The sequence below is a fragment of the Streptomyces sp. CNZ287 genome (assembly GCF_007827615.1).
The window spans coordinates 62,198-80,666 of sequence record NZ_VISV01000019.1 but is presented as its reverse complement, the minus strand read 5'-3'; the positions used below and the strand labels follow the sequence as shown (position 1 = coordinate 80,666).

The following is an 18,469-nucleotide window of genomic DNA, read 5'->3' as shown; positions in this document are numbered from 1 at the left end:
CCTTCTCGCGCAGACTTCACCCACACAAAAGGGAAAGACCTCTCTTCACGCCTCTGTTGCACCGGATCTCACCGTGCAGAGACCGCGCTCCACCGATGGCTCACCTACCCGGACATCAGATGTATCGTGCTGCGCACGATCCAGGAGGCCGAGGCTGGAGGCCGGGCGATGTCACTGACCGACAAGGCGATCAGGCGCATTCGGGAACTGATCACTTCAGGGGAACTCCCGCCGGGTGCGAAGCTGCCGCCGGAGCAGCAACTGGCCGCGGAGCTGGGCCTGTCCCGGGGGCTGATGCGCGAGGCGGTCAAGGCGCTGGTCGTCGCCCGGGTGCTGGAGATCCGCAGGGGCGACGGCACGTACGTCACGACCCTGGAGCCGAGGGTGCTCCTCGAAGGGCTGGGCTCCGCCGTCGAACTGCTCCAGGGTGACACCCTGCTGGAGCTCACCGAGGTGCGCCGGCTCCTCGAGCCGGTCGCCACCGGCCTGGCCGCCACCCGCATCTCGGCCGGCGAACTCGCCGGGGTGGCGGGACATCTGGCCGCGATGCACGCGGCCAGGGACGATGTCGAACTGCTCAACAAGCACGACGCCGCCTTCCACCAGGCCGTCGCCTCCGCCACGGGCAACCAGACGCTGGCGAGCCTGCTGGAGGGGATCTCCGGCCGGACGGTACGGGCCCGGGTCTGGCGCGGGATGGTCGACGGGGACGTCGCCGACCGGACACTCGCCCAGCACCAGGAGATCTACGACGCGCTGGCCGCCGGAGACGCCGCGCTCGCCGAGGCCGCCGCGCTCCTCCACGTCAGCACCACCGAGGCGTGGCTCCGCAGGCATCTCACCCCCGTGAAGGACGCGCCGCGCCAGGAGACCGGCGCGTGAGGGTGCAACTGGCCTACGGCGAACACGGGCTCGGCATCGAGGTTCCCGAGACGGCCACGGTCGTCGCGCCGGTGCACCGGTCCGGCGCCCGCGACCCGTCGGCCGTGCTGCGTACCGCACTGCGCGAGCCCGTGGCCGGACCGCCGTTGCGCGAGCGGGTGCGCCCCGGGCAGACGGTGGCGATCTCGGCCTGCGACGGCACCCGTCCGCAACCACGGCACCTGATGATCCCCGCCCTCCTCGCCGAACTCGACGGCATCGTCCGGCCCGAGGACGTGGTGATCCTGGTCGCCACCGGCACGCACCGCGGCAACACCGACGCCGAGCTGCGCCGGATGTTCGGCGACGCCGTCGTGGACACCGTACGGGTCGTCAACCACGACGCGTCCGACCGCGCGGGCCTCACCTGGATGGGCACCCACGGTGCCGGCGTGCCGGTGTGGCTCAACAGCGAGTGGGCCGCGGCGGACGTGCGGATCACCACCGGCTTCGTCGAACCGCACTTCTTCGCCGGCTTCTCCGGCGGCCCCAAGCTCGTCGCCCCGGGGCTCGCGGCGCTGGAGACGGTCCTCGTCCTGCACGACGCCGCCCGCATCGCCGACGAGCGCGCGACGTGGGGCATCACGCACGGCAATCCGGTCCATGACGACGTGCGGGCGATCGCGGCCGGCACCGGCGTGACGTTCGCACTCGACGTCGTCCTCAACCGCGGCCAGGAGATCGTCGCCGCCTTCGGCGGGGACCTGCCGGCCATGCACGCCGCCGCCACCGCGGAGGCCGCGCGGACGGCGATGCGTCCGGTCGGCACCCGATACGACGTGGTCGTCACGACCAACTCCGGCTTTCCGCTGGACCAGAACCTCTACCAGGCGGTCAAGGGCATGTCCGCCGGGTACCAGGTGGTGCGTCCGGGCGGCACGATCATCTGCGCGGCCGAGTGCCGCGACGGCTTCCCCGACCACGGCTCCTACCGGGAAGTCCTCTCCTCCGCACCGTCGCCGCAGGCGCTGCTGGACGCCATCGGCGCCCGCACCGAGACCGTGCCGGACCAGTGGCAGGTGCAGATCCAGGCCGCCATCCTGGCGCGTTGCCGGGTCGTCATGCACACCGACGGCCTGTCCGCCGCCGACCTCGCGGCCGCCCATCTCGAGCAGACCGGAGACGTCACCGCGGCCGTCGCCGAGGCACTGGCCGCCGCCGGCCCGGCAGCCCGTCTGTGCGTGCTGCCCGAAGGGCCGCAGACGATCCCGTACCTGCGCGAGACGATCGCCTCATGAAGCCCCGGCCGCCGAAAATTTCGGCCCCCAAATCGAAATTGGTTCGCGAGGGGGGTTGACGCGCCGGGCCGACCCTCCAATCATCCATGTCTGAGAGTTCGACCACAGTTCGACATATCGAACACTCGGGGCCTCTACGGCCTGCGATCCGCGCAGGCCGCCGCGCACGGCAGCACTCGCACAGCCAGTTCTTTCGTTCCGGTGAGGCTCTCCCCGCGCGTGTCCGGACTCCCGGGCGCACGACGCCCGCGTGGCGGGCCCTCCGGCTGAGCCGCGATGGAGAACCCCCATGCCTCTGTCGAACCAACGCCGGCGTACGCCTCTCGTACGGGCCGCCGCGGCCGTTCTCTTCGGCCTTGCCCGGGCCAACGCCGCCTGCTGAACCACCCGGGACGCCCCGGCGTCCGCACCGCAGATCCCTTCCCCCCACAGGAGTGTCTTCGTATGTCCATGAAACGGCGCACCGCTCTGAGCGCCCTGCTGGGCGTGGGTATAGCCGGAACGACCGGCGCGGCCTCCCCGGCCGTCGCCGCACCGGCCGCCGCCCGCCCCGCTCCCCGGCCCGCCCTCCTCCGGCAGGCACCGGCCCAGGACTTCGCCATCGGGGTACGCGAGTACAACTGGTCCCGTGGCGGCCGACGGCTGTTCACCAAGATCTTCTACCCGGCCACCGGGACCCCCGGCGGCAATCCCGTCCCGAACGCCCCGCTCGCCGACGGCGTGTTCCCCGTCGCCCACTGGAACCACGGCGCGTACGGCAACTCCGACTCCTACGCCTCGCAGACGCACGCGATAGCCTCCGCCGGCTTCATCTGTCCCGCCCCCTCGATCAGCGACAACACCAACATCGGTTCCGTGTACGGAGGCGAATGGTCGAAGGACGTCTCCGAGGTCATCACCCAGACCCTGGCGCTGAACGACGCCTCGGGCAGCCCCTTCGCCGGGCAGATCGACACCGCGGCCGGCGTCGGCGTCTCCGGGCACTCGATGGGCGGCATGACCGTCCACGGCCTGCTGACCAAGTGGCCGGACGACCGGATCAAGGCCGCCGTCCCGGTCGCCTGCGTGGACATGGGCGACCCGGCGGGGCTGGACGCCAACGTGCTGTTCATCCACGGCGACCAGGACCCCACCTGCCAGTACGGCCTGGCCCGCCAGGCGTACGGGGAGCTGTCCGCCCCCAAGGCGTTCCTCACCCACGTCGGCGCGGACCACGCCGCGTATCTCAACCCGGGCTTCCGGACCTTCGATCAGACCCAGAACACCCTCGTGGACTGGTTCCGCTGGAGCCTGTACGGCGACACCGCCGCCCGCGACCGCCTCCCCGCGGGCGCCACCGCACCCGGCACCCGCTGGGAATCCGTCCTCGGATGAACCACCGGGCCCGGTGCGGCCCCGGCCGCACCGGGCCCCCGGCACCGTTTCCGGACAGAGCCGGACGGCACTGTCACCCTCCACCGGAACACAAGGAGCAGCCATGTTCAGCACCTCCCGCAGGCGGCGTACGCGCCGCCGTGCCTGGTCGGCGGCCGCCGCGGCCGTCACGTCCGCCGGTCTGGCGGCGGCCGGCCTTCTGGCGTTCCCCGGCAGCGCCCACGCCGCCGACACACTCGGCGCCTCGGCGGCCGAGAGCGGCCGCTACTACGGCGCCGCCGTGGCACCCCACCTCCTCGGCGAGGCGAACTACGCCGCCACGCTGAACCGTGAGTTCAACAGCATCGTCGCCGAGAACGTCATGAAGTGGGATGCCACCGAGCCCAGGCGGGGCCAGTTCACCTTCCAGGGCGGCGACCAGCTCGTCGCCCACGCCCAGAGCAACGGCATGTCCGTACGCGGCCACACCCTGGTCTGGCACGCCCAGCAGCCCTCCTGGGTGAGCGGTCTGACCGGCGGCGATCTACGCCAGGCGATGCTCGACCACATCGACGGAGTCGCCGGTCACTACGCCGGGAAGATCGACTCCTGGGACGTGGTCAACGAGGCGTTCGAATGGGACGGCAGCCGCCGCCAGTCCAACCTCCAGCAGCAGATCGGCAACGGCTGGATCGAGGACGCCTTCCGCGCCGCCGACGCCGCCGACCCCGGCGCCACGCTCTGCTACAACGACTACGGCACCGACGGCGTCAACGCCAAGAGCGACGCCATCTACCGCATGGTCCAGGACTTCCTCGCCCGCGGCGTCCCCATCGACTGCGTCGGCTTCCAGTCCCACCTCGACTCGAACTCCAACCTCGGCAGCTACCGGCAGAACCTGCAGCGCTTCGCCGACCTCGGCGTCGACGTGCAGATCACCGAGCTGGACATCGGCGGCTCCGGTACCGCGCAGGCCAACGCCTACCGCACGGTCACCGAGGCGTGTGTGGCGGTGTCCCGCTGCACCGGCATCACCACCTGGGGCATCACCGACAAGTACTCGTGGCGCGGCCAGGACACCCCGCTGCTGTTCGACGGCAACTACCAGAAGAAGCAGGCGTACAACGCCGTGCTGGAAGCCCTGAACAGCGCTCCCTGACGTCCGGCGTACGACCCTCTCGCCGGGACCGGGGGCGGGGCGCCCGGGAGGGTGCCGCGCCGCGCGGATGCAGGGCGCCCGCCCCCTCCCGGCCCGCGCCACGAGGCCGGCACCGACGACGAGTCCGTCCTCGAACAGCCGCGACGCCCCGCGCCGGAACTGGTCACTTGCGCCGCACCTGGCGGCGCACTGCTCAACGGAGGTTCGACATGCGCAGACGGATCACAGCATTTCTCGCGGCGGCGATCTGCCCGCTGCTCGCGACGGCGGGCGCCGTCGCCCTGCAGTCGCCCGCCTCGGCCGACCCCGCCGAGCCGGCCGCCACCCGGCAGGCGGAGTTCCGGCAGGTGACTCTCGCGAAAGGCGTGGCCGAAGTGGGCGAGCCGATGTCGCTCGCCGTGCTGCCCGACCGCTCGGTGCTGCACACCTCGCGCGACGGCACCGTGCGGGTCACCGATCCCCAGGGGACCACCGGGGTCGCGGGGAGACTCGATGTGTACTACCAGTTCGAGGACGGTCTGCTCGGCATCGGCCTCGACCCCGGCTTCACCGACAACCGCTTCGTCTACCTGTACTACTCGCCCGCGCTCAACACCCCGCCGGGGGACGCACCGAGCACCGGCTCGCCCGCCGACTTCGCCCGCTTCGACGGCCTCAACCGGCTCTCCCGGTTCACTCTGAACGAGAACCGCACCCTCGACCTCGGCAGCGAGAAGACGATCCTCGAAGTGCCGACCAACCGCGGCCAGTGCTGCCACACGGGCGGCGACATCGACTTCGACGCCGAGGGCAACCTGTACCTCACCACCGGCGACAACTCCAACCCCTTCGCCTCGGACGGCTACACCCCGATCGACGAGCGCGGCAACCGCAACCCGGTGTTCGACGCACAGCGGTCGGCGGGCAACACCAACGACCTGCGCGGCAAGATCCTCCGGATCAAGGTCGCCGACGACGGCTCGTACGACATCCCGGAGGGCAACCTCTTCGAGCCGGGCACGCCGCAGACGCGGCCGGAGATCTACGCCATGGGCTTCCGCAACCCCTACCGGATGAGCGTCGACCAGGAGACCGGCGTGGTCTACGTGGGTGACTACGGCCCCGACGCCGGGGCGGCCTCCGCGAGCCGGGGTCCGGGCGGCATGGTGGAGTTCACCCGGGTGCCGGCGCCGGGCAACTACGGCTGGCCGTACTGCGTCGGCAACAACGTTCCCTATGTGAACTTCGACTTCGCCACGGGCGCCTCCGGCAGCGCGTTCAACTGCTCCTCGCCCGCCAACGACTCACCGAACAACACCGGCCAGAGCTCCCTTCCGCCGGCCCAGCCGGCGTGGATCCCCTACGACGGCGGCTCCGTGCCGGAGTTCGGCAACGGCCCGGAGGCGCCGATGGCCGGCCCTGTCTACCGCTACGACCCGGACCTGGACTCGGCGGTGAAGTTCCCGCAGGAATTCGACGGTGACTTCTTCGCCATGGAGTGGGGCCGCCGCTGGATCAAGAACATCGCCGTGAACCCCGACGGCAGCCGCGGCAGCATCAGCGCCTTCCCCTGGTCCGGCACCCAGCCGATGGACGCGGCGTTCGGCCCCGACGGCGCCCTGTACGTCCTGGACTACGGCACCACCTGGCACTCCGGCGACCAGAACAGCGCCCTGTACCGCATCGAGAGCGTCTCCGGGGCCGCAGAGTCACCAACGCAGGCGGGCTGACCGGGCACGACCTGCACGGCACCCGGACCAGCCGGCGCCGGGCCGGGCGCTTCGCCGCCCGGACCGGCGCCGGGACGACCCGCCACGGAAGGGAACATCCACATGTCCGAGCTCCCGACCCGCCAGACGCTCCTGGGGGGAGCGCTGGGCGTCGCGGCGCCGCCTGACAGGACGGCGGGCTTCCGCCACGACGGCGGCATCCGCCGGGCCGCGGGCGCCGCCGGAGCCGGCATGTGACGCCCGGCGGGCTCCCGGATACGCGGAGAACCGTGCCGGGAGCGGGACACGTGCGGTCTCCGGGTGCTTCCGGGGTGGGGGGAAGGCTGCGGCGCGGGGGGTGGTGGGTCCCGCGCCGCGGCTGCTTCCGCGTCAGCGGTGCGGGGTCAGGCGCTGCAGGAGACGGTGGGCCAGTTCCAGTTGCCGTTCGCCTGGATGGTCACGCCCCAGTTGTTGCCGCTGCCGTTGGGCCTGGCGACGAGTGTCTGGCTGTCGGGGTAGCTGGCGCTGATGTTCCAGGTCGCGATGATCTTCGCGGGCGACGGGACGTTCATCCTGACGCTCCAGTTACTGGAGCCGGAGGTCGCGACGTTCAGGTTGTAGCGGTCGCTCCACCTCTCCCCCGCGGACAGGGTCGCGGTGCACCCGCCGGGTTCGCCGGGATCGCCGCCGCCGGTGCCGTCCAGCGTGATGTTGGAGCTGCCGCTGCTCTGGTAGCCCTCGGTCGCCATGATCATGTAGTAGTTGAAGCTGCCGAGGTTCATCCCGGCGCGGGACCAGGCGTCGAAGTGGTTGCCGGTGTTGATGGTGCCGCCCGTGCGCCTGCCGCGGTTGACGCTCCAGTACTGCGGGAAGGTCTGGTTGCCCTCGACGGAGGGGGCGTTGTAGCGCATCGTCCGGTAGATGTCGTACGTGACGCCGTCGCTGGTCACGGAGCCGTGGTTCTCGCCGGTGGGCCGGTAGGTGCCGTAGTTGTCGACGATGTAGTACTCGACGAGGGGGTTCGAGGTCCAGCCGTAGAGGCAGAGGTAGCCGTTGCCGGAGGGGCTGAAGCTGCCGGAGTAGTTCACGTTGCGGCGGCTGCCGTTGCTCCAGCCCTTGCCGCAGACGAAGTTGCCGGTGTTCCGCCACGAGGTGCTGTACTGCCCGCCGGATCCCATGGTCATGGAGACGGTGTTCTGGGCGTCGGTCCAGAACGAGAAGTAGTAGCCGTTGTGGGTGCCGGTCTGGTTGGTGGTGACGGTCTGCGCGTGCGCCGTGCCCGGCAGCAGCAGCGGCGATGCGGCTACGGCCAGGGCGCCGGCGCCGCCGACGACGAATCGTCTTCGGCTGAGGGAACGGGCGGGATCGTGGTGCGTGTCCATGCTTCCTCCTCGACAAGGACGGGAGAGGGGCAGGCAGCGTGCTGAGACGCGTGGAGCACGTCGGCGGGATGTGGCCGGTCGTCGTACGGCCCCGGACCGGTGGACCGCGTCCCGCCGGTGAACGAATCGACAGTGGCGAACGCCCGTCGATGCCATGAGAGTTCATCAGGCCGCCCACGCTGTCAATAGTTTCAGTCTGAATCACGCAAATTTCGAAGTCCCCATCAACCGAAGGCTGGCGTTACTCACGCACCACACACGCCCGCGGAGCCTAACTACCCCCGACAAGCTGGGATGCGGCGATCTGAGGTACACCTTCCGCATGACCGAAAGTTTCGCGACGTCCATCGCGCCAGCCCCTTTCACCGAGACCCCTCACCTCTCTCACCTCAGACGTTCGGTATTTCGCACGCTATTCGGAAGAGGCGGATGCCGTCGGCCACAGGGCCGACGGCATGCCCACATCGGCGCCGCGGACCCGACTGGACCCCGCGAGGCCGGCCTGACCTGCGGCAGTTCATCAAGGGCCTGTGCGATTGTTTCGGACCCAACAACGAATCATGCGGGAAGGGTTGACGCCGTTCACCGGCTCCCTATCATCCTCACTGCCCGATACTTCGATCCTCGTTCGATATCACGAACCGATCGACATGACAGTCCGGGCAGCCTCTGACCGGGCCGACCGGAACCACTTGCTCAAAAGATGAGGAGGTTCCCATGCGCAGACGAAGTTCCAGCCGCACACACCCGTTGGTGGTCCTCGCCACCGCGGTTGCGGTCCTGATCGCGTTGGCGCCGACGATCGGCGCCGGCCCGGCTCAGGCGGCAAGCAGCGGCGCCTTGCGCAGCGCCGCATCCAGCCGGTGTCTCGACGTGGCGAACGCCAGCCAGGCCGACGGCGCGTACCTGCAGATCTGGGACTGCTCCGGCGGGTCCAACCAGCAGTGGACGCACACGGACAGCAACCAGCTCACCGTGTACGGAAACAAGTGCCTGGACGTCCCCGGCCACGCCACCACACCGGGTACCCGGGTACAGATCTGGTCCTGCGGCGGTGGTGCGAACCAGCAGTGGCGGGTGAACTCCGACGGCACGGTCGTCGGCGTGGAGTCCGGGCTGTGCCTGGACGTCTCGGGCGCGGCCACGGCCAACGGTACGGCGGTGGTGCTCTGGACGTGCAACGGCGGCAGCAACCAGAAGTGGTCCGGTCAGTCCGGGACACCGGGCGACGCGTGTGCGCTGCCTTCGACGTACCGGTGGTCGTCGACGGGTGCGCTGGCGCAGCCGGCACACGGCTGGGCCTCGCTGAAGGACTTCACCAGCGTGGTGCACAACGGCAAGAACCTGGTCTACGGGACGCAGTTCTCGGGATCGTCCTACGGCTCGATGATGTTCACCCCCTTCTCGAACTGGTCGGACATGGCGTCGACCGGCCAGAACGGGATGAACCAGGCCACGGTGGCACCCACGCTGTTCTACTTCGCACCCAAGAACATCTGGGTGCTGGCGTACCAGTGGGGTCAGTGGCCCTTCATCTACCGTACGTCGAGCGACCCCACCAACCCCAACGGCTGGTCCGCGCCGCAGCCGCTGTTCACCGGCAGCATCTCCGGCTCCGGCACCGGCCCGATCGACCAGACCCTGATCGCCGACGGCCAGAACATGTACCTGTTCTTCGCCGGTGACAACGGCAAGATCTACCGCGCGAGCATGCCGATCGGGAACTTCCCCGGCAACTTCGGCTCGTCGTACACGACGATCATGAGCGACTCGACGAACAACCTGTTCGAGGGGGTGCAGGTCTACAAGGTCAAGGACCAGAACCAGTACCTCATGATCGTCGAGGCGATAGGAGCGAACGGGCGCTACTTCCGCTCGTTCACCTCCTCCAGCCTGAACGGTTCATGGACCCCGCAGGCCGCGAGCGAGAGCAACCCCTTCGCGGGCAAGGCCAACAGCGGTGCCACCTGGACCAATGACATCAGCCACGGCGACCTGGTCCGCCAGAACCCCGACCAGACCATGACCATCGACCCCTGCAACCTGCAGTTCCTCTACCAGGGCAAGGACCCCGCCGCCGGCGGCGACTACAACCGGCTTCCCTGGCGGCCGGGCGTGCTGACCCTGCAGCCCTGACCCGACCGGTCCACGCTCCACGCGTGGTGGTGCCCCGGCCGCACGTCGGCCGGGGCACCTGTGGCCTCAGCTCACCCACGCTCACCGCCCCCTGACCGCGGGCCCGGCGGTGCCGTCGACGCGCGTGCCACCAGTTCCGTGGCGAGTTCGATGTGATGGGACTCCACCTTTTCGCCGTTGGCCAGGCGGAGGGCGGTGCGCAGGGCGACGCCGCCCATCTCCCGCAGCGGCTGGCGTACGGTCGTCAGCGGCGGCGACGCGGTCCGGGCGAGGAGCGTGTCGTCGAAGCCGACCACGCTCAGGTCCTCGGGGACGCGCAGGCCGCGGGTGCGGGCGGCCTCGATGACGCCGAGGGCGATCTCGTCGTTACCCGCGAATATCGCCGTCGGTTGCTCGTCGAGGTCCAGCAGTGCCGCGGCACCCGCCAGGCCGGCCTGGTACGTGAACTCTCCGGGCCGGACGTAGGCGGGGGGCACGGGTGCGCCTGCCGCCTCCATGGCGGCGCGGTAGCCGTGCGCGCGGGCCTGGTTGCAGGCGGCCATGGCCGGTCCGCCGAGGTGCGCGACGCGGCGGTGGCCGAGGGAGAGCAGGTGCTGGGTCGCGGCCAGGCCGCCGGCGAAGTTGGTCGCACCGACGCTGTTGACCCGGTTGTGCGGCAGGTGCAGCGGGTCGAGCACGACCGCGGGGAGGCCGGCGCGGGCCAGGGCCTTCAGGTGCGCTTCGGTGTAGACGCTGGTGACGCCGATGAGGGCGCGGCAGCCGGCTGTGACCAGGTCCCTGGCCCAGTGCGGGGCATGGGACGAGGTGCCGATCACCACCGAGGCCCCCAGCTCGGCGGCGGCGTCGGCGATGCCTTCCACCGCCTCGGCCACGTACGGCCTGAGCCCGCCCGCGAACTGCACTTCGATGGTCGGACTCCGCGGACCCTCGGTGTGGCGGAACACGGGGGCGAAGTAGTCGTGCCGGTGCAGCAGTTCCAGGACCCGGGCGCGCGTCTGCGGCGCCACGTCGCTTCGGTCGTTGACCACTTTGGACACGGTCGCGACCGAGACCCCCGCCGCCCGGGCGATGGTCGCCAAGGTGGTGCGCCTAGCGTCCGTCGGCATCGGCTTCCCCCTGCTGTCTGTCCACCGGCGTCGTGAGCCGCCGGTCGTGGCCGACCACACGGGTGGGGCCGGTCAACCGTACGGTAACCCGGCAGGGGAGATCCGCAGAGGAGGTGCCGACGAGCGCCTCGACCTCCCCTGGTTCGACGATCCGCCGCAGGTCCCTGCCGGTGAACGCGGTCCGGTCGGCATGCACGTGGAACCGGATCCGCGCGCTCTCGCCCGGCTCCAGCCGGACCGGGACGAAGCCGGCCAACTGCCGGGCGGGGCGGGTCACCTGGGCGACGACGTCGCGCAGATACAACTGGACGACCTCGTGGCCGGCACGGGCACCGGTGTTGCGCACCCGCACCGACACGGCGAACTCACCGTCGGTGGGTATCTCCACCGCGCTCACGCGCGGATCGTCGACCTCGAAGGTGGTGTACGACCTGCCGTACCCGAAGGGGAACAGCGGCGTCGGGTCGATGCTGCTGATGCCGTGGCTGTTCCCGCCGAGCGGCGGCTGCAGGTACGTGCCGGGCTGACCGCCCGGACGGCGGGGAATCTGCACCGGCAGCTTGCCGGCGGGCTGGACCCGGCCGGACAGCACGCCGGCGACCGCCGCCGCGCCCTCCTGGCCGGGCATGAACGCCTGGACCAGACCGGCGGCGCGGGGACGCACGTCGCCCAGGGCGTACGGGCGGCCGGAGACCACCACCACGACCACGGGCGTTCCGGTGGCGAAGAGCTCCGCGAGCAGATCGGCCTGGACACCCGGCAGCCGCAGATCCTCGGCGTCGCAGCCCTCGCCCGACGTACCGTTGCCGAACATGCCCGCGCGGTCGCCCACCACCGCCACGCACAGATCCGCTTCGCGGGCCGCGGCCGCCGCGGCGGCGAAGCCGGAGCGGTCGTCGCCCGACACCTCGCACCCCGGCTCGTGGCGGATCCCGGTGTCCGGGAGTTCGCGGCGCAGCGCGTCGAGGACCGTCGGTGCCGCCACACCGAGGCCCAGACCGGGATGGCGGGGCAGGACGTGGTTGGGGAAGGCGTAGCAGCCCATGAGGGTGCGCGAGTCGGCGGCGCAGGGCCCGATCACGGCGAGCCGGCCCGGCGCGGTACGGCCGGCGCCGAGGAGCGGCAGTGCGCTGCCTTCGTCGAGCAGGACGACGGATCGCTCGGCCAGCTCCGCGGCGAGTTCCCGGTTCTCCGGTGAGTCCAGGTCGACCTCGGCGGCCGCGGCGACCGAGCCCTCGGGCGTCCAGCCGGGATCGAGGAGGCCGAGCCGGACCTTCTGCGTGAGCAGCCGGCGCACCGCCCGGTCCACCAGGGACTCGGACAGCTCGCCCCTGCCGACCCGCTCGACGAGATGCGGGCCGAAGCCGAGCGTGTCGGGCAGTTCCACGTCGATGCCGGCGCTGAGCGCCAGTACGCCCGCCTGCTCGGTGTCGGCGGCCACCCCGTGCATGCCGGCCAGGAACGCGACCGCCCCGTAGTCGGAGACCACGGTGCCGGTGAAACCCCAGTCGCCGCGGAGCAGGTCGGTCAGCAGCCAGGAGTCGATCCCCGCCGGGACCCCGTCCACCTCGGAGTACGCGTTCATCACGGAACGGGCCCCGCCCACCGCGATCGCGGTCTCGAACGGCGGCAGCATGACGTCCGCCAGCTCGCGGCGGCCGAGGGGCGCCGGCCCGTGGTTGCGGGCGGCGCGGGACGCGGAGTAGCCGGCGAAGTGCTTCAGGGTGGCGATGACGCCGGCACCCTCGAGTCCCGCGACGTAGGCGGCGCCGAGCATCGAGACCAGGTACGGATCCTCCCCCATGGTCTCCTCGACGCGGCCCCACCGGTAGTCGCGGACCACGTCGAGGACCGGGGCGAGACCCTGGTGCACGCCGACCGCCCGCATGTCCCGCCCGATCGCGGCCCCCAGCCGTCGCACCAGCTCCGGGTCGAACGTCGCCGCCCACGCGAGGGCCGCGGGATAGACCGTGGCGCCGTAGGTGGTGAACCCGGTGAGGCACTCCTCGTGGACGAGCGCGGGGATGCCCAGCCGGGAGCCCCGCAGGACGGTGTGCTGCGACCTGACGAGCTCGGCGGCCCCCTCGACCGGGGTCACCGGCCGGCTGCCGTACACGCGGGTGAGATGGCCGAGGCCGTCCCGGCACGCGTCGGCCAGGGGAATGCTCCCGGACTCGAAGACCTCCTGGATCGGCGCCACGCGCGGCCCTCCGGCCCGCCCGGCACCGTCGTCGACCGTGTGCACCGTGCCGTTGCCGGTCCAGCGGCTGCCGAGCTGCGCGACCTTCTCCGCCACCGTCATCTCGGCCAGGAGGGCCTCGACCCGGTCCGCCACGGGCAGCGCCGGGTCCCGCCAGCGGGGCGCGCCACGGCCCGTGACCGGTAGTGATTCAGCCGTGGGCATCGCGCACTCCTCTGCACTCGATCCGCGAGTCTCGAAAATGTTTCGATCCTGCAAGGTTGCCTCAAAGTCACTTCCACCCGAGCGTACGCGTACAGACCTTGCCCTACAACGGACTTACACATGCCTTGACAGCCAAATGCTCGATACCTAACTTGCACCCACCAGGTTTAACAAAAGCAGGATTTCGAAAACTTTTCAGCCCTGGCCCGCCGGAAGCCGACGGCCCTTCGAGTGCGGAGAACACCCATGGAGATCCATCTCTCTCGTCGTACCCTCCTCGGCCTGGCGGCCGGTGTGCCGGCGTCCGCGGCACTCGCCGCCTGCGGCTCGTCCGGACCCGGCAAGGGCGCCGACGGCGGCACGGCCACGTACTGGCACCTGAGCGGCCAGCCCCAGGAAGGCGTCAGGACCGGCGCGGTGGAGCGGTTCAACGAGGCCAACCCCAAGGGGCAGATCGAGGTCACCACCTTCGAGAACGACGCCTACAAGACGAAGATCAAGACCGCCATCGGGGCCGGGAAGGCGCCCACCGTCATCTGGGGGTGGGGCGGTGGCACGCTGCGCAGCTACGTGGAGGCCGGCCAGGTCGACGACCTCACCCCCTGGTTCGACCAGAACCCTGAGATCAAGAACAGGCTCTTTCCGTCCTCGTTCGGCGCCGCGACCGTCGACGGCAAGATCTACGCGATGCCGTTCGAGAGCGTGGAGCCGATCGTCCTCTTCTACAACAAGAGGGTCTTCGACGACGTCGGTGTGGAGCCGCCCGAGACCTGGGACGACATCATGGCCCTGGTGCCCAGGTTCAACGCGGAGGGCATAGCGCCGTTCTCCCTCGGCGGCCAGTCCCGGTGGACGAACATGATGTGGCTGGAGTTCCTCTTCGACCGCATCGGCGGCCCCGAGGTCTTCCAGGCCGTCTTCGACGGCGAGAAGGACGCCTGGTCCCACCCGGCCGCCATCGAGGCCCTCACCAAGGTGCAGGACCTGATCAAGGCGGACGGCTTCATCAAGGGCTTCTCCTCGATCACCGCGGACTCCAACGCCGACCAGGCGCTCCTGTACACCGGCAAGGCCGCGATGATGCTGCACGGCTCCTGGTCGTACGGCATCCAGCAGGCCGAGGGCGGAGACTTCGTCTCCGGCGGCGGCCTCGGCTTCATGAACTTCCCGCCCGTCGAAGGCGGCAAGGGCGATCCGGGCAACTCCGTCGGCAACCCCGCCCAGTACCTGTCCATCTCCTCGAAGGCCAGCGCCGAGCAGAAGAAGATCGCAAAGGACTTCTTCGCCACCGGCGTCCTCACGGACGAGGAGGTGAAGGAGTGGATCGACACCGGGGCGGTGCCCATCGCGAAGGGCTCGGAGAAGCTGCTGGCCGAGTCCGAGAGCGCCGAGTTCCTTCAGTTCGTCTACGGCATCGCCAGCAACGCGAAGACGTTCGGCCAGTCCTGGGACCAGGCACTCAGCCCGACGGCCGCCGAGACGCTGCTGGACAACATCGCCAGGCTGTTCCAGTTGTCCATCTCGCCACAGCAGTTCACCGACAACCTCAACGAGGTCATCGGCAAGTGAGTACCCTCACCGGCTCCACGGGGCGCGGGGACCGGCCCGGCATCCTGCCCTGGCTGGCGGTTCCGGCCCTGCTCTTCTTCGTCGGCTTCGCCGTCGTCCCGCTGGTCGGCGTCCTCCTGCTGAGCTTCACGACGTGGGACGGGATCGGCGGCATCCACCCGTCCGGGCTGACCAGTTGGCGTGCGGTGCTCACCGACCCCGGGCTGCCGCACGCCCTCTGGGTGACGTTCCTGGTGATGGCCGTCTCCTGGGCGGTACAGACACCGGCGAGCATTCTGCTCGGCACCTTCCTGGCCGGGCGCCAGCGCTACCGCGCGGTGCTGAGCCTGATCTACTTCGTCCCGCTCCTGCTCAGCTCCGCGGCGATCGCGGTCGCGTACAAGGCGCTGCTGGACCCCAACTTCGGGCTGGGCGCCGGGCTGGGGACCGAGTGGCTCAGCAAGGACTGGCTGGGGCGCCCCTGGCTCGCGTTCGGCGTCGTCGTCTTCATCGTCTCCTGGCAGTTCGTCCCGTTCCACTCGCTGATCTACCAGGGGGGCGTCCAGCAGATCCCCCAGTCCCTCTACGAGGCCGCACAGTTGGACGGCGCGGGGCGGGTCCGCCAGTTCTTCAGCATCACGCTGCCGCAGCTCAAGTACACCATCATCACCTCGTCGACGCTGATGGTGATCGGGTCGCTCACCTTCTTCGACCTCATCTTCGTCCTGACGGAGGGCGGCCCCGGAGACGCCACCCGGGTCCTCGCGCTGGACATGTACAAGCGGGGCTTCCAGGCCAACCTGATGGGGCCGGCCAGCGCCATCGCGGTCATCCTCGTCCTCATGGGTCTCGCCATCGCCCTGCTGCTGCGCCGGCTCGGCGGCCGGGACGCCGGTGACAGCCAGCTCGAGGGGGCCTGACGTGACCACCACGCTGACCAAGCCGCGACCGCAGCGGACCGTGGACCGCGAGCGGCGGCGGCGCCCCGGTCCGACCGCCCGCCGGCGCAACTGGCTCGGCGGTCTGGCCGGATGGCTCTGGCTCGCCGTCGTCGTCGTACCCCTCTACTGGATCCTCATCACCAGCCTCAAGGCCCAGAGCAACTACTACGCGAGCAACCCGCTGGCGCCGCCGGACGAGCCCACACTGGAGAACTACGAGCTGGTCCTGGAGTCCGACTTCATCAGCTACTTCGTGAACAGTGTCGTGGTCACCGCGGGCGCCGTGGTGCCGGCGGTGACGGTCTCCTTCATGGCGGCCTACGCGATCGTGCGCGGCTGGCGCCTGCGCTTCCTGCGCGTGGTGAACGGGCTGTTCCTCATGGGTCTCGCCATCCCGCTGCAGGCGACGGCGATCCCGGTCTACCTGATCATCATCAAGCTGCAGCTCTATGACAGCCTGCTGGCGCTGATCCTGCCGTCGATCGCCTTCGCCATCCCGCTGTCCGTGCTGATACTCGCCAACTTCATCCGGGACGTGCCCAAGGAGCTGTTCGACTCGATGCGGGTGGACGGGGCCACCGAGTGGGGAACACTGTGGCGCCTGGCGGCCCCGCTCACCCGGCCGGCCATCCTCACCGTGACCATCTTCAACGCGCTGACCATCTGGAACGGATTCCTGCTGCCGCTGATCCTCACCCAGAGCCCTTCCCAGCGGACTCTGCCCCTCGCGCTGTGGACGTTCCAGGGCGAGTACGGGGTCAACATCCCCGCGGTCCTGGCCGCCGTCGTCCTCACCACCCTGCCCTTGATCGTTCTGTACGCCTTCGGCCGCCGCCAACTTCTCAGCGGTCTGACCGCCGGATTCAGCCGGTGAGCCCGGCCGGCCGGCTCCGCTCCACGGCGCCCGGCGACCCGAAGGGAGCACCTCCCGTGCGTACGTACGACAACCCCGTGATCAGCGGGTTCCATCCCGATCCGAGCGTGTGCCGGGTCGGCGGCGACTACTACCTGGTGTGCTCCAGCTTCGAGTACTTCCCCGGGCTGCCGCTCTTCCACAGCAAGGACCTCGTCCACTGGGAGCAGATCGGCAACGTGCTCGACCGGCCCGGGCAACTGCCGCTGCCGCTCCCCGGCGCCAAGGCGTCCGGCGGCCTCTACGCCCCCACGATCCGCCACCACCGCGGCCGTTACTGGGTCATCAACACCAACGTCGACGGCGGCGGCAACTTCGTCGTCTCGGCAGCGCGGCCCGAGGGGCCGTGGAGCGACCCGGTGTGGATCGACCTGCCCGGGATCGACCCCGATCTGGCGTGGGAGGAGGACGGCACCTGCTGGAGCGCCTTCTCCGGGCCCCAAGGCGGTATCAACCTGGCCAGGATCGACCCGGTCGAGGGGGAGGTGCTGGAAGGTCCTTTCGCCACCTGGTCGGGCACGGGCCTGAAGTTTCCCGAGGCGCCGCATCTCTACCGCATCGGCGACTGGTGGTACCTGCTGATCGCGGAGGGCGGCACCGAACGCGGCCACAGCGTGTCCGTCGCCCGCAGCCGCTCGCCGCGCGGTCCCTGGGAAGGCGCACCCGCCAACCCTCTGCTGTCCCACAGCGGTACCGCCCGCCCGATCCAGAACACCGGCCACGCCGACCTGGTCGAGGCTCCCGACGGCGGTTGGTGGATGGTGCTGCTCGGCGTCCGGCCCCGGGGCTTCACCCCCGACGTGCACGTGCTCGGCCGCGAGACGTTCCTCACCCCCGTGGAGTGGACGGAGGACGGCTGGCCCGTCGTCGCACCCGTTCCCGAGAGCCATACGGCACCGGGCGGCGCCTGGCACCCCGTTCCGGCCCCGCCCGCCCGCGACGACTTCGACGGCCCCGCTCTCGCGCCGCACTGGATCTCGCCGTTCGCCCGCCCGGAGGAGTCCTGGTCACTCACCGAGCGCCCCGGCTGGCTGACGCTCAGCGCCACCGGCACCACCCTCGACCGCCCCGGATACACGTTCGTCGGCCGCCGCCAGCAGCACCACGACTGCCGCGTCACCGTCGCCATCGACCCGGGTACGGGACGCGGCGGCCTCGGCGTCCGCCTCGACGAGGCCCACCACTACGAACTGGAGGTCGGGAACGGGGAGGCCGGCGTCGTCGCCCGTATCGGCCCACTGCGCCAGACCGTGGCCGCCCGGCCGGTCCCGCCCGGGCCGCTGACCCTCACCCTCGCGATCCGCACGTCCCGCCTCGTGCCCGCGTCGCCCGGACTCACCGACGCCGCGGCCACCGGCCCCGACACCCTCGCCTTCTGGCTCGGCGATCCCGGCGCCCCGGACGCCCGGCTCCTCGCCGAACTGGACGGACGCTACCTGGCCACCGAGATCGCCTGCGGCTTCACCGGCCGCGTCATCGGCATGTACGCCACCGAAGGCACGGTCGCCTTCGACTGGTTCGCGTACACCCCGGCCTCCCCGGCCTCCGCCTGATGCCCGGCCGCATCGGCTCCGCCTCCCGCGCCGCCGGACAGCGCGGAATCCAGCGGCCCCTTGGGCCGGCGCATCCGTTTACAGCTCCGAGGAGGAGCGCTAGCCTCATCTGGGAGCGCTCCCAAAC

The 18,469-nt window shown here is 70.6% G+C and carries 13 protein-coding genes and 1 pseudogene; 11 read left to right on the top strand and 3 right to left on the bottom strand.

Annotated features, from left to right (window positions below):
- Positions 1–168: 168 nt before the first annotated feature.
- From FB457_RS28110 to FB457_RS36480, 6 genes and pseudogenes are all read left to right on the top strand, one after another.
- Complete coding sequence (locus tag FB457_RS28110) at positions 169–882, top strand: FadR/GntR family transcriptional regulator (protein WP_047018960.1); 714 nt, start codon at positions 169–171, stop codon at positions 880–882.
- Positions 879–2,159: a nickel-dependent lactate racemase gene (larA, locus tag FB457_RS28105; protein WP_047018959.1), complete on the top strand. Its 1,281-nt coding sequence runs from the start codon at positions 879–881 to the stop codon at positions 2,157–2,159. Before FB457_RS28110 ends, larA begins: the two co-directional genes overlap by 4 nt.
- 444 nt (positions 2,160–2,603) lie before the next feature.
- On the top strand, positions 2,604–3,533 hold the full coding sequence (locus FB457_RS28100) for a poly(ethylene terephthalate) hydrolase family protein (RefSeq protein ID WP_253911497.1): 930 nt from the start codon (positions 2,604–2,606) through the stop codon (positions 3,531–3,533).
- A gap of 103 nt (positions 3,534–3,636) precedes the next feature.
- On the top strand, positions 3,637–4,671 hold the full coding sequence (locus tag FB457_RS28095; protein ID WP_047018958.1) for an endo-1,4-beta-xylanase: 1,035 nt from the start codon (positions 3,637–3,639) through the stop codon (positions 4,669–4,671).
- A 209-nt stretch (positions 4,672–4,880) separates the two neighbouring features.
- Positions 4,881–6,350: pseudogene (locus tag FB457_RS28090) on the top strand (PQQ-dependent sugar dehydrogenase); the annotation flags it as partial.
- 132 nt (positions 6,351–6,482) lie between these two features.
- Positions 6,483–6,617: a hypothetical protein gene (locus tag FB457_RS36480; RefSeq protein ID WP_486589154.1), complete on the top strand. Its 135-nt coding sequence runs from the start codon at positions 6,483–6,485 to the stop codon at positions 6,615–6,617.
- A gap of 146 nt (positions 6,618–6,763) precedes the next feature.
- On the opposite strand, the gene FB457_RS28085 is transcribed toward FB457_RS36480, so the two are convergent.
- Positions 6,764–7,741, bottom strand: coding sequence for a glycoside hydrolase family 11 protein (locus FB457_RS28085; RefSeq protein WP_047018957.1), 978 nt, complete (start codon positions 7,739–7,741; stop codon positions 6,764–6,766).
- Between the two features lie 717 nt (positions 7,742–8,458).
- Between FB457_RS28085 and FB457_RS28080 the strand changes: the two genes are divergently transcribed.
- Positions 8,459–9,877, top strand: a complete 1,419-nt coding sequence (locus tag FB457_RS28080; protein WP_145783671.1) for a non-reducing end alpha-L-arabinofuranosidase family hydrolase — start codon at positions 8,459–8,461, stop codon at positions 9,875–9,877.
- A 71-nt stretch (positions 9,878–9,948) separates the two neighbouring features.
- On the opposite strand, the gene FB457_RS28075 is transcribed toward FB457_RS28080, so the two are convergent.
- A complete protein-coding gene (locus FB457_RS28075) occupies positions 9,949–10,983 on the bottom strand; it encodes a LacI family DNA-binding transcriptional regulator (RefSeq protein ID WP_145783670.1) in 1,035 nt (344 codons plus the stop codon).
- Positions 10,967–13,387 carry a glycoside hydrolase family 3 N-terminal domain-containing protein gene (locus tag FB457_RS28070; protein WP_145783669.1) on the bottom strand — a complete coding sequence of 807 codons (2,421 nt, stop codon included), beginning with the start codon at positions 13,385–13,387 and terminating at the stop codon, positions 10,967–10,969. The genes FB457_RS28075 and FB457_RS28070 overlap by 17 nt, the downstream gene beginning before the upstream one ends.
- Before the next feature lie 246 nt (positions 13,388–13,633).
- Here FB457_RS28070 and FB457_RS28065 point away from each other — a divergent pair, with 246 nt between their 5' ends.
- From FB457_RS28065 to FB457_RS28050, 4 genes are read left to right on the top strand one after another with little or no spacing between them, the layout of a single operon-like run.
- On the top strand, positions 13,634–14,956 hold the full coding sequence (locus FB457_RS28065) for an extracellular solute-binding protein (protein ID WP_078898522.1): 1,323 nt from the start codon (positions 13,634–13,636) through the stop codon (positions 14,954–14,956).
- Complete coding sequence (locus FB457_RS28060) at positions 14,953–15,855, top strand: ABC transporter permease subunit (RefSeq protein WP_145783668.1); 903 nt, start codon at positions 14,953–14,955, stop codon at positions 15,853–15,855. Before FB457_RS28065 ends, FB457_RS28060 begins: the two co-directional genes overlap by 4 nt.
- A gap of 1 nt (position 15,856) precedes the next feature.
- The gene (locus FB457_RS28055; RefSeq protein WP_047018952.1) at positions 15,857–16,750 is read left to right on the top strand and encodes a carbohydrate ABC transporter permease; all 894 of its coding nucleotides are present in this window, start codon (positions 15,857–15,859) and stop codon (positions 16,748–16,750) included.
- A gap of 56 nt (positions 16,751–16,806) precedes the next feature.
- Positions 16,807–18,342, top strand: coding sequence for a glycoside hydrolase family 43 protein (locus FB457_RS28050; protein ID WP_047018951.1), 1,536 nt, complete (start codon positions 16,807–16,809; stop codon positions 18,340–18,342).
- Positions 18,343–18,469: the final 127 nt, after the last annotated feature.

What these genes read in the sequence shown, in the direction of transcription:
- FB457_RS28100 (WP_253911497.1), top strand. Translation starts at nt 2,604, where the DNA reads ATGTCCATGAAACGGCGCACCGCTCTGAGCGCCCTGCTGGGCGTGGGT.
- FB457_RS28110 (WP_047018960.1), top strand. Translation starts at nt 169, where the DNA reads ATGTCACTGACCGACAAGGCGATCAGGCGCATTCGGGAACTGATCACT.
- FB457_RS28080 (WP_145783671.1), top strand. Translation starts at nt 8,459, where the DNA reads ATGCGCAGACGAAGTTCCAGCCGCACACACCCGTTGGTGGTCCTCGCC.
- FB457_RS28070 (WP_145783669.1), bottom strand. Translation starts at nt 13,387, where the DNA reads ATGCCCACGGCTGAATCACTACCGGTCACGGGCCGTGGCGCGCCCCGC.
- FB457_RS28065 (WP_078898522.1), top strand. Translation starts at nt 13,634, where the DNA reads ATGGAGATCCATCTCTCTCGTCGTACCCTCCTCGGCCTGGCGGCCGGT.
- FB457_RS28095 (WP_047018958.1), top strand. Translation starts at nt 3,637, where the DNA reads ATGTTCAGCACCTCCCGCAGGCGGCGTACGCGCCGCCGTGCCTGGTCG.
- FB457_RS36480 (WP_486589154.1), top strand. Translation starts at nt 6,483, where the DNA reads ATGTCCGAGCTCCCGACCCGCCAGACGCTCCTGGGGGGAGCGCTGGGC.
- FB457_RS28075 (WP_145783670.1), bottom strand. Translation starts at nt 10,983, where the DNA reads ATGCCGACGGACGCTAGGCGCACCACCTTGGCGACCATCGCCCGGGCG.
- FB457_RS28085 (WP_047018957.1), bottom strand. Translation starts at nt 7,741, where the DNA reads ATGGACACGCACCACGATCCCGCCCGTTCCCTCAGCCGAAGACGATTC.